We start from the raw sequence: 16,864 nt of genomic DNA on the forward strand, positions 1-16,864 counted from the left end.
CATGGCCTGGACCCGCAATGAAATGGCCGCCATCGCGGCCGCGGAACTCACCGACGGCGACTACGTCAACCTCGGCATCGGCATCCCCACCCTGGTTGCCAACAACCTCCCCGACGGCGTCCGCGTCACCCTCCAATCCGAGAACGGGATCCTGGGCATGGGCCCCTTCCCCTTCGAAGGCGAGGAGGACGCGGACCTGATCAACGCCGGCAAGCAAACCGTCACCCTCCTGCCCGGCGCCAGCATCTTCGACTCGGCCACCTCCTTCGGCATGATCCGCGGCGGCCACGTCAAGGTCGCGATCCTGGGCGCCATGGAAGTCTCCGGCACCGGCGACCTCGCGAACTGGACGATCCCCGGCAAAATGGTCAAAGGCATGGGAGGCGCCATGGACCTGGTCGCCGGAACCCCACGCGTCATCGTCCTCACCGACCACACCGCCAAGGACGGCACCCCCAAAATCGTCAACGAATGCTCCCTGCCCCTGACCGGGCGCCGCGTCGTGGACCGCATCATCACCAACCTCGCCGTCTTCGACATCGAGGCACCGGCCCCTGGGACGGACGACGGCGGCACGCCGGCGCTCGTCCTGACGCGCCTTGCGCCTGGGGTCACCCTGGCAGACATCCAAGCTGCCACCGAGCCCGCGTTCACCACCCGCTTCGAAGCCACCACCAACGATCCTGCAACCGCTCTCGAAGGAGCCGCCGCATGAGCCTGCAAGAACAGTTCGGCAAGGACATCCTGCTCACCGGCTGGGGCCACAGCACGTTCGGCAAGCTCACCGAGGAAACCCTGGAATCCCTGATCACCCAAGTCGCCACCGACGCCATCACCACCGCCGGCATCGAACCCGGACAAATCGACGAAATCTACCTGGGCCAATTCAACGCCGGCATGATGCCCCTGGCCTTCCCCTCCTCCCTGGCCCTGCAAGTCTCCGAGGACCTCGCCAACGTCCCCGCCACCCGGGTGGAAAACGCCTGCGCGTCCGGCTCCGCCGCCGTCCAGCAAGGCGCCAAGGCCCTGCTCGCCGGCACCGCAAAAACCGTGCTCGTCATCGGCGCCGAGAAAATGACCCACGCCGGGGCCGACACCGTCGGAGCCGCCCTGCTCGGCGCCGACTACGACATGGCCGGGCAAACCTCCACCACCGGCTTCACCGGACTCTTCGCCGAGGTCGCGAAACACTACGAAAAACGCTACGGTGCCGTCGGTGACGTGCTGGGTTCCATCGCGGCCAAGAACCACCGCAACGGCGTCGACAACCCCTACGCGCAGTTGCGCAAGGATCTCGGCGAGGACTTCTGCCGCACCGTCTCGGAGAAGAACCCCATGGTCGCGGACCCGCTGCGCCGCACCGACTGCTCCCCCGTCTCCGACGGCGCCGCCGCCCTCATCCTCACCACCGGCCCCACCGGCGGGACCACCGATCCCGTCCGGCTCGCCGGCTTCGGCCACGCCAACGACTTCCTCCCCGCCGCACGCAGGGACCCCACAGCGTTCGCCGCCACCCGGGTCTCCTGGCAGCGCGCCCTGGGCATGGCCGGCGTCGAACTGGCAGACCTGGACTTCGCCGAAGTCCACGACTGCTTCACCATCGCCGAACTGCTCATGTACGAAGCCATGGGCCTCACCCAACCCGGCCACGGCTCACGCGCCCTCGAGGAAGGCTGGGTGTATAAGGACGGCAAGCTCCCCATCAACGCCTCCGGCGGCCTCAAGGCCAAAGGCCACCCCGTCGGTGCGACCGGCGTCTCCCAACACGTCATCGCCGCCATGCAACTCACCGGCACCGCAGGCGCCATGCAACTACACAACCCCCACCGCGCCGCAGTCCAAAACATGGGCGGCGTCGGGATCGCCAACTACGTCAGCATCCTCGAAACGCTCTAGGCTGCCACGTTGAACACTCCCCAGAAAGGGCGGAACCGGTGACCACCTCAGCAACGCACCAAGATGGCCATGACGCAGGCCTGCGTATTCGCAAGGCCGTCATGGGTGGGGCTCATGTTGACAGCACTTTTGAGGGGTTGAGCGATTTCTGCCGACCAGTCCAGGAGTTGGTGACCGAGTACGCTTGGGGGAAAGTGTGGTCCCGGCCTGGGCTGGACCACAAGACACGGAGCATGCTGAATCTGACGATGCTCACTGCGCTGAATCGTCCCCAGGAATTGGCAGGACACGTAAGGGGCGCCATGAATAATGGTGTGACGGAATTGCAGATACAGGAAGTACTGTTGCAGACGTTGACCTATTGTGGTGCGCCTGCTGCCCTTGAGTCGTTTCGAGTCGCCGAGTCAGTGCTCCAAGAGATCCGGAGTCAACACTAGGTCTTCCCGGCATTCGCCGGTCCACAAGGAGGTGGCAGATGGCGGCGGTTCCCCGCGGAGCGTCCAGTAAGTTTAATGCCCCGCGCCCTGTCGGCAAATGGGTGCCCCGAACGCGCCTGACGGAATTCCTCACCGCTGGGCAGAACTGGCGTCTGGCCCTGATCCATGCACCGGCAGGTTTCGGCAAATCCACCCTTGCCGCCCAATGGATGGATCTGCTCGCCGCCCAAGGCCGCACCAGGGTGTGGCTCTCCCTGGACCGCGATGACAACAACACCATCTGGTTTCTCTCCCACTTGCTCGAAGCCATCGGTCGCGCCATGCCCGGGTTCGACGACGACCTTCAGCAGCTGCTCGAGGAACGTCCCGACGACGCGGAAAGCTACGTCATCCCGGCGCTCATTAACGCCATCGACGAAGGCGGGGCCGACGTCGTCGTCGCCTTGGATGACTGGCATCTGGTCACCGACAAACGCACGATGGCGGTAGTGGAACGACTGCTGGACTCTGGGGGGACACACTTGTCCTTCATCATCACCAGCCGTACCCGCGCAGGTCTGCCCCTGGGACGACTGATGGTCCGCGGACAGCTCGTCGAGGTCGATGCCGTCGCGTTGCGCTTTGACCAGCAGGAATCCCAATCCTTCCTCGTAGAGATCAACCGACTGGATCTTGATAGCGGGGACGTGGCCAGTCTGCACCGGACCACAGAGGGGTGGATCGCCGCCCTGCAGCTTGTCTCGCTATCCCTGCGAGATCATCGCGAAGCGTCGGCCTTGATCGAGAGGCTGTCCGGCGGCCACCAGTCCATTGGCGAGTACCTGGCGGAAAATGTCCTTAACGCCCTCGAGCCCGAGGTCCTCAATTTTCTGCTGGCCACTTCCGTTCCGGAAAGGTTGTGCGCCGGACTCGCCTCGGCGCTCTCCGGCGTGCAGCAGGGCCAAGCCATGCTGGAACAGATTCAAGCACAAGACCTTTTCCTCCAGCCCCTTGACGAAGATGGGGACTGGTTCCGCTATCACCACCTGTTTGAGGATTACCTGCGTCGCCGGTTGGCGCGGGACTACCCCGGTCGAATACAGTCGCTTCACCTCACGGCAGCGCACTGGTATGCGGAGAACGGCTTCCCCAGCGACGCGGTCGACCATGCCCTGAGCGCCGGTGACATCGACTTCGCTGTGGAAATCGTCGAGTCCCGGGCCATGTGGCTGGTGGAGCACTCCAGCATGGCGACGTTGCTGGCCCTGGTAGGCAAGATCCCGGCCGCACGGGTGGCAGGCCAGGCCCGTCTGCAGATGGCCATCGCCTGGGCGAATACGCTCCTCCACCTCGCCCCCGAAGCACAGGCGGCCCTGAACCGTGCCAGTGCAGTGATGCCAACCGATAAAACACTGAACGATGACGACCGCTTTGAATTCGGAGTCGAGAGCCTGGTGGTGCAGAGCTGCATTGACATGTACGGGGACAACGTCAGCCGCGTCCATGAATTGGACGAGAAGTGTTTTGCCCACACCGACCGGCTGCGCCCATGGATTGTCTCCGTCGCGGCGAACCTCTCAACGTTCAAGAAGATTCACGACGGCGACTACGACCTTGCGCTCAAACAGCAGGAATGGGCCAACGCGTTTCACGACCAAACTTCCGGCCCCTTCAGCAATGTCTATGGCCACTGCTTCGCCGGCCTTGCCGCCTATGCCCTGCTGGACATGCAGGAAGTTGAAGACCAATTTTCCCTGGCCGTCGATTTGGGCCGAAGCCATGCGGGCAGGCAGTCCCACGCTGCCAGATTGGCAGGGGCCTTGATGGGCCAGCTTCTCTACGAACGCGGTGCCCTCGACAAGGCCGAAAGACTCCTGGAAGAAACCCACGAACTCGGCTCTGAGGGCGGCGTGGTGGACTTCATGATTTCCACGTACTCCACGCTGGCGCGTATCAAGGAACTACGTGGAGACACTGCTGGCGCAGCCGACATCCTCAACGAGGGTGCCGCCGTCGCCGACAGTCTGGGTCTCAGCCGACTCACACTCGTCATCAATCTGGAACGGGTGCAACTGGGAATCGATACACATCCGTTCAATCCCGATGGCTCCCCCGCATGTGCCGAGGGAACCGATGCGCTCGAGGAACGTCGTCCGGGACTGGCTGAAACCAACTACCAGATCCTCCTCGCCACACTGATCCGTTCCGAACTGGCCTCAACACTTCCCGCAACCCGGGATTCCGGGCAGTCATCCACCGTCAATGCTGCCCGCCTCCTTTGGCAACGCGCCGCAGCGTATTCCGGACCGCGCGCAGAGTTGCACGCCCGCATCCTGTTGGCTGAAGCGCTGCACCATGCGGGCTGGCAGGCCGACGCCGAAGAGACCCTTCTGCCAGCGTTGGACACGTGCTGCCGTTTGGCCCTGGTGCGGCCTGTCCTTGACGGTGGCCCGGGCTGCTCCGAACTCGTGAAGACCATCTCCGACAAACTCAGACTGGGTGCGACAACATACACGCGCACTCCCGAGCTGGGGCCTTTCCTCAGCCTGTTGATTCGGCTGGACTCAAATACGGCTGTTGACCGGGGCCAGTCCCCCGCCCGCACGCTTGGCGGAGCCCAGTTCGGGCGCCCACAGCAGGCCGGCATTGCGGAGCCGGGCCTTACAGGGCGTGAACAGGCGATTTTGCAGCTGGTCGGTCAGGGCCGTTCCAACCGTGAAATTGCCCGAGAGCTGCACCTGGGGATCAACACGGTGAAGTGGTATCTGAAGAACCTGTTCAGCAGCCTTGGCGTGGACAACCGCCAAGGCTGCGTGGCAGAGGCGCGCCGCCGACACTTGCTGGACCTTGAATAGCCGGTACCGGCCCGATTATTTGAGCGATTCCAGCCGCGCGAGGACTTCTTCGGGCCGAGCAGAAACCGGAACTTCCGCGTAGAAGAAGTCCGTATCCGGCAGTGCGATCTGAGCCCCGTGCCAGAACGTGTCAGGGATGTATCCGCCTGCGGCGGTTTCGGCGTGCAGCTTGACTTGACGCCCTTCGAGCTGGCCTAAAGTCCACCGGTAGTTCGCGGTCACATTGGCGATGGGCGTGTACGTCTCCAACGGCACCGAAACGTGCGCTCCGCCGTCCTTGTGGCAACGATCGTCGAGTAATACGCCGGCGATGGGGAGGTTGGTGAAGGAACGCAGCCAATCGCTGACATACATGGAGGCGTTTTCGGCGTCATCGGCGCTCAACTCGGCCACGCCGGCGGCGCCGCCAAATGCGTGGGTGGCCAGGAGCCAGTTCATCGGCGACGGGATGCGCAGCACCACTGGTTGGCGGGCTGTCTGGGCGAAGACCGTGGCGAATTCGTGCACTGTCTTGTTCGTTCCTTCGTCCGCCAAGAGCGTCCGCAGTGCGTACCCCGTCCGGGATTTGCCAGCCATGGCAGCCTCAAGCCTTGTGTTGCCGGTGGTCAGGTGCCCGTAAAGCCTGCTCAGGTCCAACAGTGCGGCGTCGGGGCTCAGCAGACCTTGGGCCTGCGAGAAATAGGCGCAGTATTCGACGGGGTTGTCCCATGGAACCGCGCGGCCTCGAAGAATGACGGACGAGGCGTAATCGTGGTGATCCAACACCACGGCTTTGGTCCTGCCCGAAGGGGGCGCGGCAACAATGCTGATCAGTGAGGTGGACGTTGACGTGGTCATGGTATCTCCAGGTTTCTGCTGTCTAGTGCCCTCAGCACCGCACCGTCCCGTGAATTGTGGAGGATGCGGCGCTGAGGGCGGTCGTGACTTGGTAGGTGGTGACCAGCGGATGCTGCAGGGCCTAAGCCCGGCGCTGGACGACTTCGTTGTGCTTGGTCTCCAGTTCGCGGATGCGCTCCTCGAGCTTCTCGATCTTCACTTCCCGGCGGTCCGGAATCATGATCAGGGGCAGCTTGTCCACCGTCGCCTTGACCCGCTCCGGGCCACTGCTGGTGAAGTGCGTGGCCGTCAGTTCGTCCGTGTCATCCCCCCAGGAACCGTAGTAGAGCAGGTCCTTCGGAGGCTCGGCTTGGACATAGGACTCTAGGAACTCCTTGTACGGCTTGCCGCGGGAGAGTCGCGCCTGGCGTGCATCGTGGCGGAGCTGGCGCGTGGCCTCTTCGTCGACAACAAACGTCTCAGGGTCCCAGACCACACCATAGATGGTGGTGGCCACGTGAGCGGAAATACGTCCCAGTTCCAGGTCCTTGGCCACGGATTCCGGATCGCGCTCCAGCACGTCACCGTACCCGCCACCGGAACCCTGAGCGATCATGTACAGCTCACCGTCCTTGGCGACGTCGAACTGCAAGCCCATGTGCGCCGTCGTATATTTACCGCCCTCATAAGGCCGGTCATTCATGATCCGCTCCATGGACAAGTCAAACTGGCTGGAATCCTTGCGGATGATGTCATAGATGTTGATGCCCTTGACCATGGCCAACGGGTTGGTGCTGCAACCGTAGCCACCAAACATGCCCGTGACCGAGGAGAACTTCGAGCCCGAGGTCACCGTCATGAAGCCCCACATGGGAGTTCCCTCGGCGGCCACGATCATCTCGTACCCCATGCCACCGCTGTTCTTGCCGAAGCCCTGGTTGTCACGAACGATCCGCTTGCTCACCAACTGCATGAAGGGAACCTCCTCCTCCATGACCTCCTGCTCAGCGGTGTCCGCCATCGCACAGAACAACGGCGAGACGGCATCCTCACCGTCGCGGAAGGCCTTGGCACCACCACCCATCCCATTAAGGTCAGCACACAAGTTGCCCACCTGATCCCCATGTTGGGTCAACCCGCCCCAAAGGAACGTGTTGATCTGGTTGAACCAAGGAGCCAAAACGTTGGAGAACTTCTCCGGGTTGGAGAACTGCATCTTCGCAAACGCCGTCTGCAGAGCCGAGAAACCACGAAACGACGCCTGCAGGGACTGCCCCATGGGCGCGTCATATCCGGCGTCGGCCCACGTATGTTCATCAGAGACGATGTCAATCGGAGACATGGCCGAGGTACACCGTGGCAAATCCGGCCACCAGAACGCGAGGATCGCCTGCATCATCATCGACTTGACCGAACACAAGGGTGAGTTGATGGCGCGGTTGAGGATTTCCGGTCCCGTCCCCCGCAGGTCAACCGTCATGTTCTCACCCTTGACGGTCACCTTGCAGGCAAACTTGATCAAGATGTTTTCCTTCAGCGTCGAGTCCATGAACTGGTTGAACGTCACGGTGCCGTCGGGCAGTTCACTGATGCGCCGTTTGACTTCTTGTTCGACGTCTTCGACCGTGACGCGCAGGGCAGCAACGAAGGTCTCGATCCCGACCTCATCGATGATGCTGTCCACACGTTCCTGGATCCGCTGCACCGCACCGATCTTGACCTTCAAATCGGCCAGCTGCAGTTTGGGGTCGCGGACCGAGTGCTGCAGGAAGGTCAGCAGGTCACGGCGCAACTCTCCCTTCTCAACGATCTTGAACGGGGACATCCGCAGTCCGTCATCGAACGGGGTTTCTGAACCGGACGGCATGCCCCCGGGCTCGCAGGCACCGTTCTCCCCTTCGTGGATGGTGGCAGCCACCCACGCGATGATCTGCCCGTCGCGCATGATCGGCGTGATCATCGACTGGTCCGTGTTGTGGACGTTACCGTACCGGGCATCGTTGTGAATGAATCCGTCGCCGGGGTTGATTCCGACGGTCGGCTCGTCCTTCCAGTACTTCATGATGTACCGGATCGGGTGGTGCAAGATTGCCGAGAACGCGATCACGCCGTGACAAGAGAGGTAGGTGACGTCGCCCTCCGCGGTGTAGATCGCCGTCGTCAGGTCCCCCCATTTGGCCCCGGGTGCTGCGCCCATCGCCTCGCACATTTCGTAACCCTCGTCCAGCGCGCCAGCAAGGCGCTTGCGGATCCGGTCAATCTGAATCGGGTCAATGCCTTTGGCGATGCACTCTTCCTCGTAGGCCGATCGGGAGGTGATCTGGTGGCTGCGCATGATGGCAGGATCGGGCCCCAGGAAAAGGGTGGTTTCGTCCATGAACTGGTCGACCCATTCCTGTTCCTGGTCAGTGAGCGGCTGCGACGTTCCGTCGCCGCCGCTGGCGTTGCTGGTTTCATTTACTGTAAGCGTCATTGCTATCAGGCTCCTTCAATGGTCAGTGCTGGAAGGTTGTGGGATGGTGTGCTCATGGTCAGTCCTTGAGGAACCAAACGGCACCTTGCGGCGTCGGTTCAAGACGCCACGACGGCTCCACCAGGAAGGTGGTGTTTTCCGTGGTCACGATGGCTGGGCCGTGGATGACGTGCTGGTGGTGCAACGACTCCTCGTCGTAGACCGGCGTGTCAACGGCACCGTCGATCTTCACGAAATGCACCTGTCGAGTGCCCACTGGCTTCGGCATGGTCCTGTCATGGCCGGATTCGATTGAATCGAATTTCACCACGTCCCCATCCACGTAAGAGGACACTCGAACGGTCTGCGCCCTGATGCCGGCCTCCGGTGCCTGGCTGCCGACGCCATAGCGTTGGCCGTAGATGTCCGAGAAGGTGCGGATGAGGTGAAGAACGTCGGCGACGCCGTTGACTCGGTTGATGTCGAAGACGACAGCCGTGGTGACCAGCTGATTGCCGTAGCGCAGATCCATTTCCAGGCTGTGACGGATGTCGGCGGGGTTGTAACCCTGCCGGACCAGGTCCCCTTTGCCCCTGGCCTCCAGATCCTCGATGACCTGGTTCAGCTCGTCGTAGGTGTTGTACAGGCTGCGGTCCGTGGGGTTGTAAAGGACCACGTGGGAGCCGCGCTCATGGATGTGAAGCGGCTTCATGTTGCCTGCACCACACGCCGAAAATACCGAGGAAAAGGGCGGGGCAAGGATCCGTTTGATTCCGGCGTGATCGGCGATCCCGCAAGCGTGGAGCGGGCCGTTGCCGCCGTAGGCCAGCATGGTGAAGTCTTCCGGCAAGTACCCGCGCACGCGCAGTTCCTTCGACATGCCGATGGCCATCTGCTCATCCACGGCGTTCTTGACGATCTTGGCCACCTCAATGGTGTCCAAATCCAGCTCATCGGAAAGGACCTCATCGAGGGCGTACACGGAGCGCTTCTTGTTCAACGTGATGAAGCCGTTGGCGTAGTTGTCCGGGTCCAGGTAGCCCAGCACCAAGTCCGCGTCGGTGACCGTCGGGCGCAGCCCGCCTCGGTCATAACATGCCGGCCCTGGATCCGAACCCGCCGATTCTGGCCCAATCTGCACCGAATGGTGGATCCTGTCATAACTGGCGATCGAGCCACCCCCGGCGCCGAGTGTCAGCAGGTGGATCATCGGCACAGACACCAGCCAGCGGCCGATGGTCGGCTGGAAGTCGTAGTGCTTTACACCGCCCTCGGGGACAAGTCCAATGTCAAAGGACGTTCCGCCCATGTCCGTGGAGATCACGTTCCCCAACCCGGTGCTGTCGGCCAGGTGCTGGGCTGCACCTACGCCGGCAATTGGGCCGGAGTGAATGGTCTGCAGTGCGTCGGTGGAATTCGACTGCGCCATGCCGCCAGAGTTGTGGATGACCAGCATGGGCTTGTCATAACCGGAACCCCTCAGGTTATTGGACAGCTGCCCCAGCGCGTGGAACATGATCTCGTGCAGAAAAGCGTCAACTATGGTTGAGGTCGCTCGAACATATTCGCCTTTCCGCCCCGAAACCTGGCTGCCCAGCAGAACCGGGATGGCGCCCAGTTCATGAGCGGGGTACTCGTCCAGAATGATGTCCAGAATCTGCTGTTCGTGGATCGGGTTTTCGGTGGAGTTGACCAACGAAACGACCAGCGCTTCCGCCCCGGCGTCGACCAATTCGCGGACCTGCATGCGAACGTCTTCTTCCATCAGTCCCACCACGACTTTGCCCGCAGAGTTGATTCTTTCCTTCACTGAGCGAATCAGCGCACGGGGAACCAGCGGATCGGGGCGTGTGGCGTCGGGCATGTTCTGCTGCTTGGACGGGTCCAGCCCTTCACCGTAGCCCCGACCGCGAGACAGGGGGATGGTGTCCTCAAAACCGTGGGTGACCAGGGCGCCGACACGCGGACCCTTGCCTTCAATGAGGGCATTGGTACCCAGCGTTGTGGCGTAACGTACCGAATCAACCTCGGCCAGCACCAGGTCTCGGTCCAGGCCGGCCCGAGAGCAGGCAAGATCCAGGGCTTCGTTAAATCCTTGGGCCAGATTGTGGTGGGTTGTCAGCGCTTTCGCTTCGACATACACATCATCCCAGGCGAAAAAACAGTCGGTAAATGTACCGCCGATGTCAACGGAAATTCGTTTCATGACCAGGGGTTTCCTTTAGCTGTGCGAATGGGGGGCTGACGCGGAAAGACTGTTGTAGGAACCAAGGGCCGGGCTGAAATCGGCAACTGCCTCTTCACCTGGTCCGTAGTTGATGACGGACGCAGGGTCCGTTCCACGTTCGGTCCACTTTTCGCGGAGCGAGTCAATGTCCCACAGCATGTCCACTGTCGGCGGGTGTCCCGGCGGCACGTACTCGGTCTCCAACTGGGTCCCACACCCGGGACAGTAGAACTCCAGGATCCGGCAAAACGTGGGATCCGGCGCAAACGTGAATTCGTATTTCTCCGGGTCCAAAATGGACTGGTGGATGTCCCTCGGGTCCCTGTCGTAGACGAGGGTCCCTTCCTTGTAGTTGCCTCTCGCATCGCCGAGGTCGTGGTCGCAGACCTTGCACGTCCAGCGCTCAGTGTCGAGGTCGATGATCAGATATTCCGTCATTGGAATGCGCATGCTTTGTCTCACCTTTTCTTCTAACAAATAGTGGTGCAATGATCAGTTCTCAATGGTGTCCGTGAGCATGAGATCCCCGGCCACCGTCACGTCAAACTTCCATCCCTGCGGCACCCTGGCAGTGAAGTAGGGGCCCTCAACGATGGCCGGTCCCGCCCCCGCCGCTCCCGCTTTTTGGGTGTCCAGGTCGAAAACGGGAACCTCATCGACCTGCGCGGCCGTGGAACGTACGTTGCGGGTTGAGGAAGAGACAGCAGGCGATTTCTCCGTCGCTTCGGCCTGCGGAATACTCGCGTGAGGCAGTTCGAATCGGGCCGTCAGGGTCAGCATCGCATGATGGGCGCTGGCGCTGGGCTGCGGATCAGATTCGGAGTAGGAATCTTCGGACAACAGCTGACCCTCAGCGTCCTCCTGAACCACACTCCACTCGAGACGACACTCGCCAATCTCGTGGCCTTCCTGGAACATGTCCCGAGTGGCCCGCTCCCGCAGCCGCGTCTTGGTCGCGGCAAACTCATTGGCGGACAACCCGGCGATGTTGGCCTCATACGTCTGCGCGATGTCCGAAAACCCAATCCCAAAGGCTGAGAACACCGCTGCCATCCTCGGCACGAGCACCCGACGAACACCGGCTATCCGGGCAGCACCACAAGCGCTCATGGGGCCGGCACCTCCGAAAGCGGCTACCGTCGTGGTCTCCGCATCGACAACATCATCGGCGAATGACGTTGACATGCGCTCGAAGTATGCAGCCTCCATTCTGATCAGAGCCTCTTCAAGTGATATCCCCAACGGCCCGGCAATAACCTCGGTGATCACCGCCCGTGACCGCTGGGCATCAAGGCTGAATCCGCCGTCAAGATAGGTGTCAGGGTCTAGGACACCCAGCAAAAGATTGACGTCGGTGATGGTTGCCTGTTTGCCGCCAAAACCAAAACACGCCGGCCCCGGAGCAGCCCCGACGCTTTCCGGCCCCACCGTAATAACGCCGTTGCGCAGGGCAATGACGGAACTACCGCCCACACCGGAGGAGTGAACGTTGCTCATCGCAAATGAAACCGGGACGCCCCGAATCGAACCCCGGCGGTCTGTCGAAATTGTCGAATTCTTCACCGACCCCACATCGGTTGTGGTCCCGCCAACGTCGATCATCAAGACATGTTCAAGCCCATAGGCGCTCGAGAGAGCCTTCGTCCCCTCAAGACCACCACGCGGACCCGACGAGTATGTCTTCAGTGCAACCGACTTCGCCACTCGCGACGAGGCTCCGTCGTTGCGGTAAATCAGCAGCGGGTTCTTGACCTTGTGGTCGCGGAGCCGGTGCTCGGCGTTGTAGAGGAACCGCTCCATCGTCGGATGCAGGAAAGAGTTGATAATCCCGGACCACACACGACGACCGCGCACAGCATCAGGAGTGAACTCCCAAGTGAAAAGAATCGGGACCGAACCCAGGAGATGACGCGGAAACTTCCGCAATAAAACCCCCTTAACGGTGCGCTCCTTCTCCCTGTCCGCCATCGCGATGACCAATCGAGCAGCACCGTCAGTGGTCAGTCGGTTGACCTGCCTGACAATGTCTTGGGACAGTTCCTCCAGATCCCGATCCGCATCAATCACCGCAACGCGCGAACCAACAAGATCATCAAACAACTCAGCCGACGCATCCCCCGTCCGCAGCTCCTCCGCCAGCGTCGGGCTATCAGTGAGAACGCCAATCTGCGGGCCCTTACGCTCCACCAGCGCATTGGTGCCCTGCGTAGTCGAATACCGGATATGTCGCGTCGAATGCAAAAGCCGCGGAAGATCTTCTTCACCGAAAATGTCCGTAGAGGCCTTGGCCATCCCATCAAAGAGACACTGCGACAAGTCAAAGGGCGTGGTGAGGGTCTTCGTAAACGAGAACTCCTCACCATCCCAGACACAGATGTCAGTCAGCGTCCCACCGTTGTCGATATTAATGAGCCGTTCCATTGATACTCCTTTGTATGCTGCGGCAAGGTGACACGAGTCGAATGCCTCAGCGACTAAAAGTGATGCAAGCCACATTGAGGACTGGTGCCAGTTTCGCCCAGCACGCAGGGTGGCCGGCTACTACCCACCCGGGTGGACTATTCAGGGCAAAATACGCCCCCCGGGTAGGCGGACGAGCAGCGGATCCGTGCGTCGACCCGTCACTCACGCAGAGGCACTCCCGCAAAGCTGTGTTTCATCAGTTAATTTCCGACCATTTGAGGGCTAAGTATCCTGCTGTCAACAGCACCTTAATGGGCCGGAAATTTGGGTAGCCAAGTATGCGCCAAGGCCACTTACATAGCCCTGCGCCGATCGCCCATTTGCATCCTGCAAGGCTCGCCAGACCAGGCCACGCCACGCCTCAGAAGCGGGCATGAAGCCCTTGGTCACGTGGCTCTTCTGGGATGCAGCCGGAAGGGAGACATGACATCGAAATTCAGCGAAGGCACTCGATCGGAAGGGCCCGTTTCTTTCGGCCCTGGTTCAATACGGCACGGTTCGTGATGCCGACCGTTTCGTTCTTGAAACAGCATCTTTCAGTTCGCACTCTGGCTACCCAAACAACCGGATTTCATGTCGTCAACGGGCCTGCTACGGTCAGGCGCCCAGCACGGTAGACCGTTTGCGGTTCTGGGTGGATCCAAGCCGTCCAAGCAGTTGGTGGCCTTCTCGAGCCCAGGCTTAACTATCGAGTCCCGCATATCGCTCTTCAACCCCGCCAACGCATCGTTGGCCTTCAATTCAAAGCGGTCAGGTGCGCATACCTCATTCGCTGCCTGCTGAGCATGTCCCGGAGGCAGAATACCTCCAGGGCCGTGCAGCCGGTAGCGACGCTGGCTCCCCTACGTACGCGCAATGGCCTCCGCGCTTGAATCACGCCGTGGTACACAGGAACCTGGGAAGACAAGGTGTCTATTTTCCCAGAATCACATAATATTGGGAAAACAAGGCTGGTGGATTCCAATGAGGAGGCCGGCATGAACCACCCACGCAAATCAACAGACCAGGTTCAAGACCCTTGGCCAGCCATAGGTTCCGAGGAAGTCCAATGGGCCGGCGCACCCGACGCCAGCGCTTCCCGGCGTCAGCGACTGATGGCCCGGGGCCCCTACCAAGCTGCCGTGGTGCCGCCCATTGCCCACAGCCAACCTTTCATCAGTAGTCCCGTGGCAGCATTAGCCGAAGAGGCAACCATCGACATGGTTCGCTTCGACCGCGACCTCGGTGAAGATGCTGCACCCTTCGCAGCACTTTTACTACGCAGCGAGTCCGCGGCCAGCTCGGAAATTGAGGATCTCACCGCTGGCGCCAAAAGGATTGCGCTGGCGCAACTTGGGGATCACTCGAGCACGAACGCATCGCTGATTGCCTCCAATGTCACCGCAATGCGAGCAGCCATCGACCTCTCAGACGACATCAGTCTGGACAATATCTTGTCCATGCACCTGGCCCTGCTGGAAGCGACTCATCCCGAAATCGCCGGCCGACTGCGCACCCAGGCTGTCTGGATCGGCGGAAAATCGCCCCACTCGGCAAGCTTTGTCCCTCCCCGGCATGAAGCCGTCAAAGCATCCATGGCCGATCTGGTGGCGTTCATCCAGCGCGACGATATTCCCGTCCTGACCCAGGCGGCAATCGCCCATGCACAGTTCGAGACGATCCACCCCTTCCCAGACGGCAATGGCCGTACCGGTCGGGCCATCGTCAGCGCCCTGCTGCGAAACAAGGGCGTCACCGAGAAGGTCACCATTCCCCTCTCCTCGGGCCTGCTGGCGAACACGAAATCCTACTTTGAAGCGCTGGGCTCGTACCAGGGCGGCAACCCGGAAGCGATAACCGAGATGTTCGCCGAGTCAACTTTTTCGGCCACGGACAACGGCAGGGCGTTGGCCGCAAGTATCCGCGATGCCCAGACAGGCATTTATGCGGCACTGCCGCACAATCCAAGTGAAAGCCTGCGTTGGACGGTTGACCTCTTGATGCGTGAGCCGGCACTGACGGCTGAGATGCTGATGGAGCTCACAGGCCAGTCCTCAAGCTCGGCCTATCGAAACATCTCGACTCTGGAATCCCTCGGCGCGCTCAAGCCAAGCAGTCACATCAAGGGACGCAAAGTATGGATAGCGCCGCCCGTCATCGAGGCCCTGGACGAGTTCGCGCTTCGCGCAGGCAAACGAGTCCGCGGGTAACCTGTTGATTCTCCCTACCGTCAGAACATTGCTTACACACATGGAGTGACCCATAGCGGCCATCAAAACCTCCCGTAGGGTGCGAGCCATGAAAGCGCTCATTGCTTGAACTGAAATGACCGCGGCAATACCCGTGGAATCACCAAAAACCGCGCACCAGCCTCCAATCCAACCAACCCTCAGGCGTAAGCTGGTAATCACGGACGGTAGCTGGCACTGCCTCGCGGAGGATCACTGATGAACCTGCTTTCACAGATTTCGCACTCAAGCCCCGACAACGTCAAAGGGGCTCAGCAGTGCCACTCATCTTTTACCCATCTAATTCAACCGAAAACCACGGCAATCACTGACATGTCGTAGCCGCCAGAAAAGACGAAACTGCCCGAAAACACGCGAACTTTGATAGCCAGCAGCGCCGCTCAGCATCCAGATAGTGAGATTCTCTTGGCCGCCGGTTCGAGTCCGGCCCGGGGCACAAAATGTGGCTCTGACCTGCGGTTTTATTGTTTTGGCCGGGTGCGTCGAGGGGCCAAATCACGGTTTACTCACGTTATTGAACGAAAAGATCACGAAATTGGCTCCAACTCGGCCGAATCAGGTTCAATTGGCTCCCCTATTTCTCGACCATTGGACGGAAAAGACCCTCGATTCCGCGGTTGTTCTTGGCTTGGACGATCCGCAAAAGTGACTGCCAAGAATTGGCCCTCCGTTCGACGTACTCCCGGCACAGAGTACCGTCCGTGGGTCAAAAACGTCCCTCGAGACTGCCGGCAGCTCGGCCCGGGCGACTCAATCTTCTTGCTCTCGTCAGCCGGCAGTACTGCCGTGAACCACCACCCAACCATGGACTACGCCAGGTCCATTCCAGCGCATTTACCTTGCGGCCGACAAGACTCTCAGCTTGCCCAGCCCTCGAATCCTTAGCGCGCGGGCCACGACAGGGGCGTTACTGGCAGACTTAGCCCATGAATCTGAACGAACGCATCACAGTCAAGCTCGACGCAGGTATTGACCCTGACGTGTTTGAGCGGTGTGCCGTGGCCCTGATGGCGAACCACTACGATGACGTGGTTGGAATTGAAGGCGGCAGTGATGGAGGCCGCGACGGTGACATCATCGCTCCCATTGCTGACGATCCCGACTCTCGCGGGCGGATTTCCCTATGCGCCAGCCTTGAGTGAGAGAGTTTGGATCACTCAAGGTTGCCATTGGGCAGGAAGCGATAATTGATTATGGAAGTTCCCCAGCGCGCATCCCGCCAAGCTCATTTCACCCCTTTGGAGAAGTGGACCATGTTGCTTGAATATGACAAGTGCTTGGACCGCGGGTCGAAGACCGCTTTTTACCGGCACATGGGTGTCTCTAAGACTACGGTGCATCATTGGGTCAAGGCCCGGGAAGAGGGCCGGTTGAGAGGGCCGGACAAGGGTGAGCCTGCCCGGTCGGAACAGTCGTCACTGTCAATAAAGGAACGCCGCAGGCTGGCACTTTTGGAGCGGGAAAATGAGGCGCTGAAGCTGAAGTTGGAGCAGTCCGCGGCGACGGTGGAC

At 60.8% G+C, this 16,864-nt stretch carries 12 protein-coding genes; 7 read left to right on the forward strand and 5 right to left on the reverse strand.

Annotated features, from left to right (window positions below):
* Nucleotide 1 precedes the first annotated feature (1 nt).
* The 4 genes from G6034_RS17695 to G6034_RS17710 all read left to right on the forward strand — a co-directional run bounded on the left by G6034_RS17695 (nt 2) and on the right by G6034_RS17710 (nt 5,167).
* Nucleotides 2-715, forward strand: coding sequence for a 3-oxoacid CoA-transferase subunit B (locus tag G6034_RS17695; protein ID WP_176636425.1), 714 nt, complete (start codon nt 2-4; stop codon nt 713-715).
* On the forward strand, nt 712-1,896 hold the full coding sequence (locus G6034_RS17700; protein WP_176636426.1) for an acetyl-CoA acetyltransferase: 1,185 nt from the start codon (nt 712-714) through the stop codon (nt 1,894-1,896). The genes G6034_RS17695 and G6034_RS17700 overlap by 4 nt, the downstream gene beginning before the upstream one ends.
* A gap of 101 nt (nt 1,897-1,997) precedes the next feature.
* Entirely contained in the window at nt 1,998-2,333 is a 336-nt protein-coding gene (locus tag G6034_RS17705) for a carboxymuconolactone decarboxylase family protein (protein WP_176636438.1), read from the forward strand.
* Between the two features lie 38 nt (nt 2,334-2,371).
* Complete coding sequence (locus tag G6034_RS17710) at nt 2,372-5,167, forward strand: helix-turn-helix transcriptional regulator (RefSeq protein ID WP_176636427.1); 2,796 nt, start codon at nt 2,372-2,374, stop codon at nt 5,165-5,167.
* A gap of 15 nt (nt 5,168-5,182) precedes the next feature.
* Here G6034_RS17710 and G6034_RS17715 read toward each other — a convergent pair whose 3' ends face one another.
* The 5 genes from G6034_RS17715 to G6034_RS17735 all read right to left on the reverse strand — a co-directional run bounded on the left by G6034_RS17715 (nt 5,183) and on the right by G6034_RS17735 (nt 13,083).
* On the reverse strand, nt 5,183-6,004 hold the full coding sequence (locus G6034_RS17715; RefSeq protein WP_176636428.1) for a hypothetical protein: 822 nt from the start codon (nt 6,002-6,004) through the stop codon (nt 5,183-5,185).
* Between the two features lie 121 nt (nt 6,005-6,125).
* Entirely contained in the window at nt 6,126-8,456 is a 2,331-nt protein-coding gene (locus tag G6034_RS17720) for a hydantoinase B/oxoprolinase family protein (RefSeq protein WP_176636429.1), read from the reverse strand.
* 58 nt (nt 8,457-8,514) lie between these two features.
* On the reverse strand, nt 8,515-10,641 hold the full coding sequence (locus tag G6034_RS17725; RefSeq protein WP_176636430.1) for a hydantoinase/oxoprolinase family protein: 2,127 nt from the start codon (nt 10,639-10,641) through the stop codon (nt 8,515-8,517).
* A 15-nt stretch (nt 10,642-10,656) separates the two neighbouring features.
* Nucleotides 10,657-11,112 carry an acetone carboxylase subunit gamma gene (locus G6034_RS17730; RefSeq protein ID WP_176636431.1) on the reverse strand — a complete coding sequence of 152 codons (456 nt, stop codon included), beginning with the start codon at nt 11,110-11,112 and terminating at the stop codon, nt 10,657-10,659.
* Between the two features lie 42 nt (nt 11,113-11,154).
* Entirely contained in the window at nt 11,155-13,083 is a 1,929-nt protein-coding gene (locus G6034_RS17735; RefSeq protein ID WP_176636432.1) for a hydantoinase/oxoprolinase family protein, read from the reverse strand.
* A gap of 950 nt (nt 13,084-14,033) precedes the next feature.
* Here G6034_RS17735 and G6034_RS17740 point away from each other — a divergent pair.
* From G6034_RS17740 to G6034_RS19605, 3 genes are all read left to right on the forward strand, one after another.
* Complete coding sequence (locus G6034_RS17740) at nt 14,034-15,314, forward strand: Fic family protein (protein WP_343038150.1); 1,281 nt, start codon at nt 14,034-14,036, stop codon at nt 15,312-15,314.
* Between the two features lie 965 nt (nt 15,315-16,279).
* Nucleotides 16,280-16,495, forward strand: coding sequence for a hypothetical protein (locus G6034_RS17745; RefSeq protein WP_176636433.1), 216 nt, complete (start codon nt 16,280-16,282; stop codon nt 16,493-16,495).
* A gap of 111 nt (nt 16,496-16,606) precedes the next feature.
* On the forward strand, nt 16,607-16,864 hold a 258-nt coding region (locus G6034_RS19605; protein ID WP_484463076.1), incomplete at its 3' end, for a transposase.

Source organism: Arthrobacter wenxiniae (assembly GCF_013376105.1).
Classification (GTDB): domain Bacteria; phylum Actinomycetota; class Actinomycetes; order Actinomycetales; family Micrococcaceae; genus Specibacter; species Specibacter wenxiniae.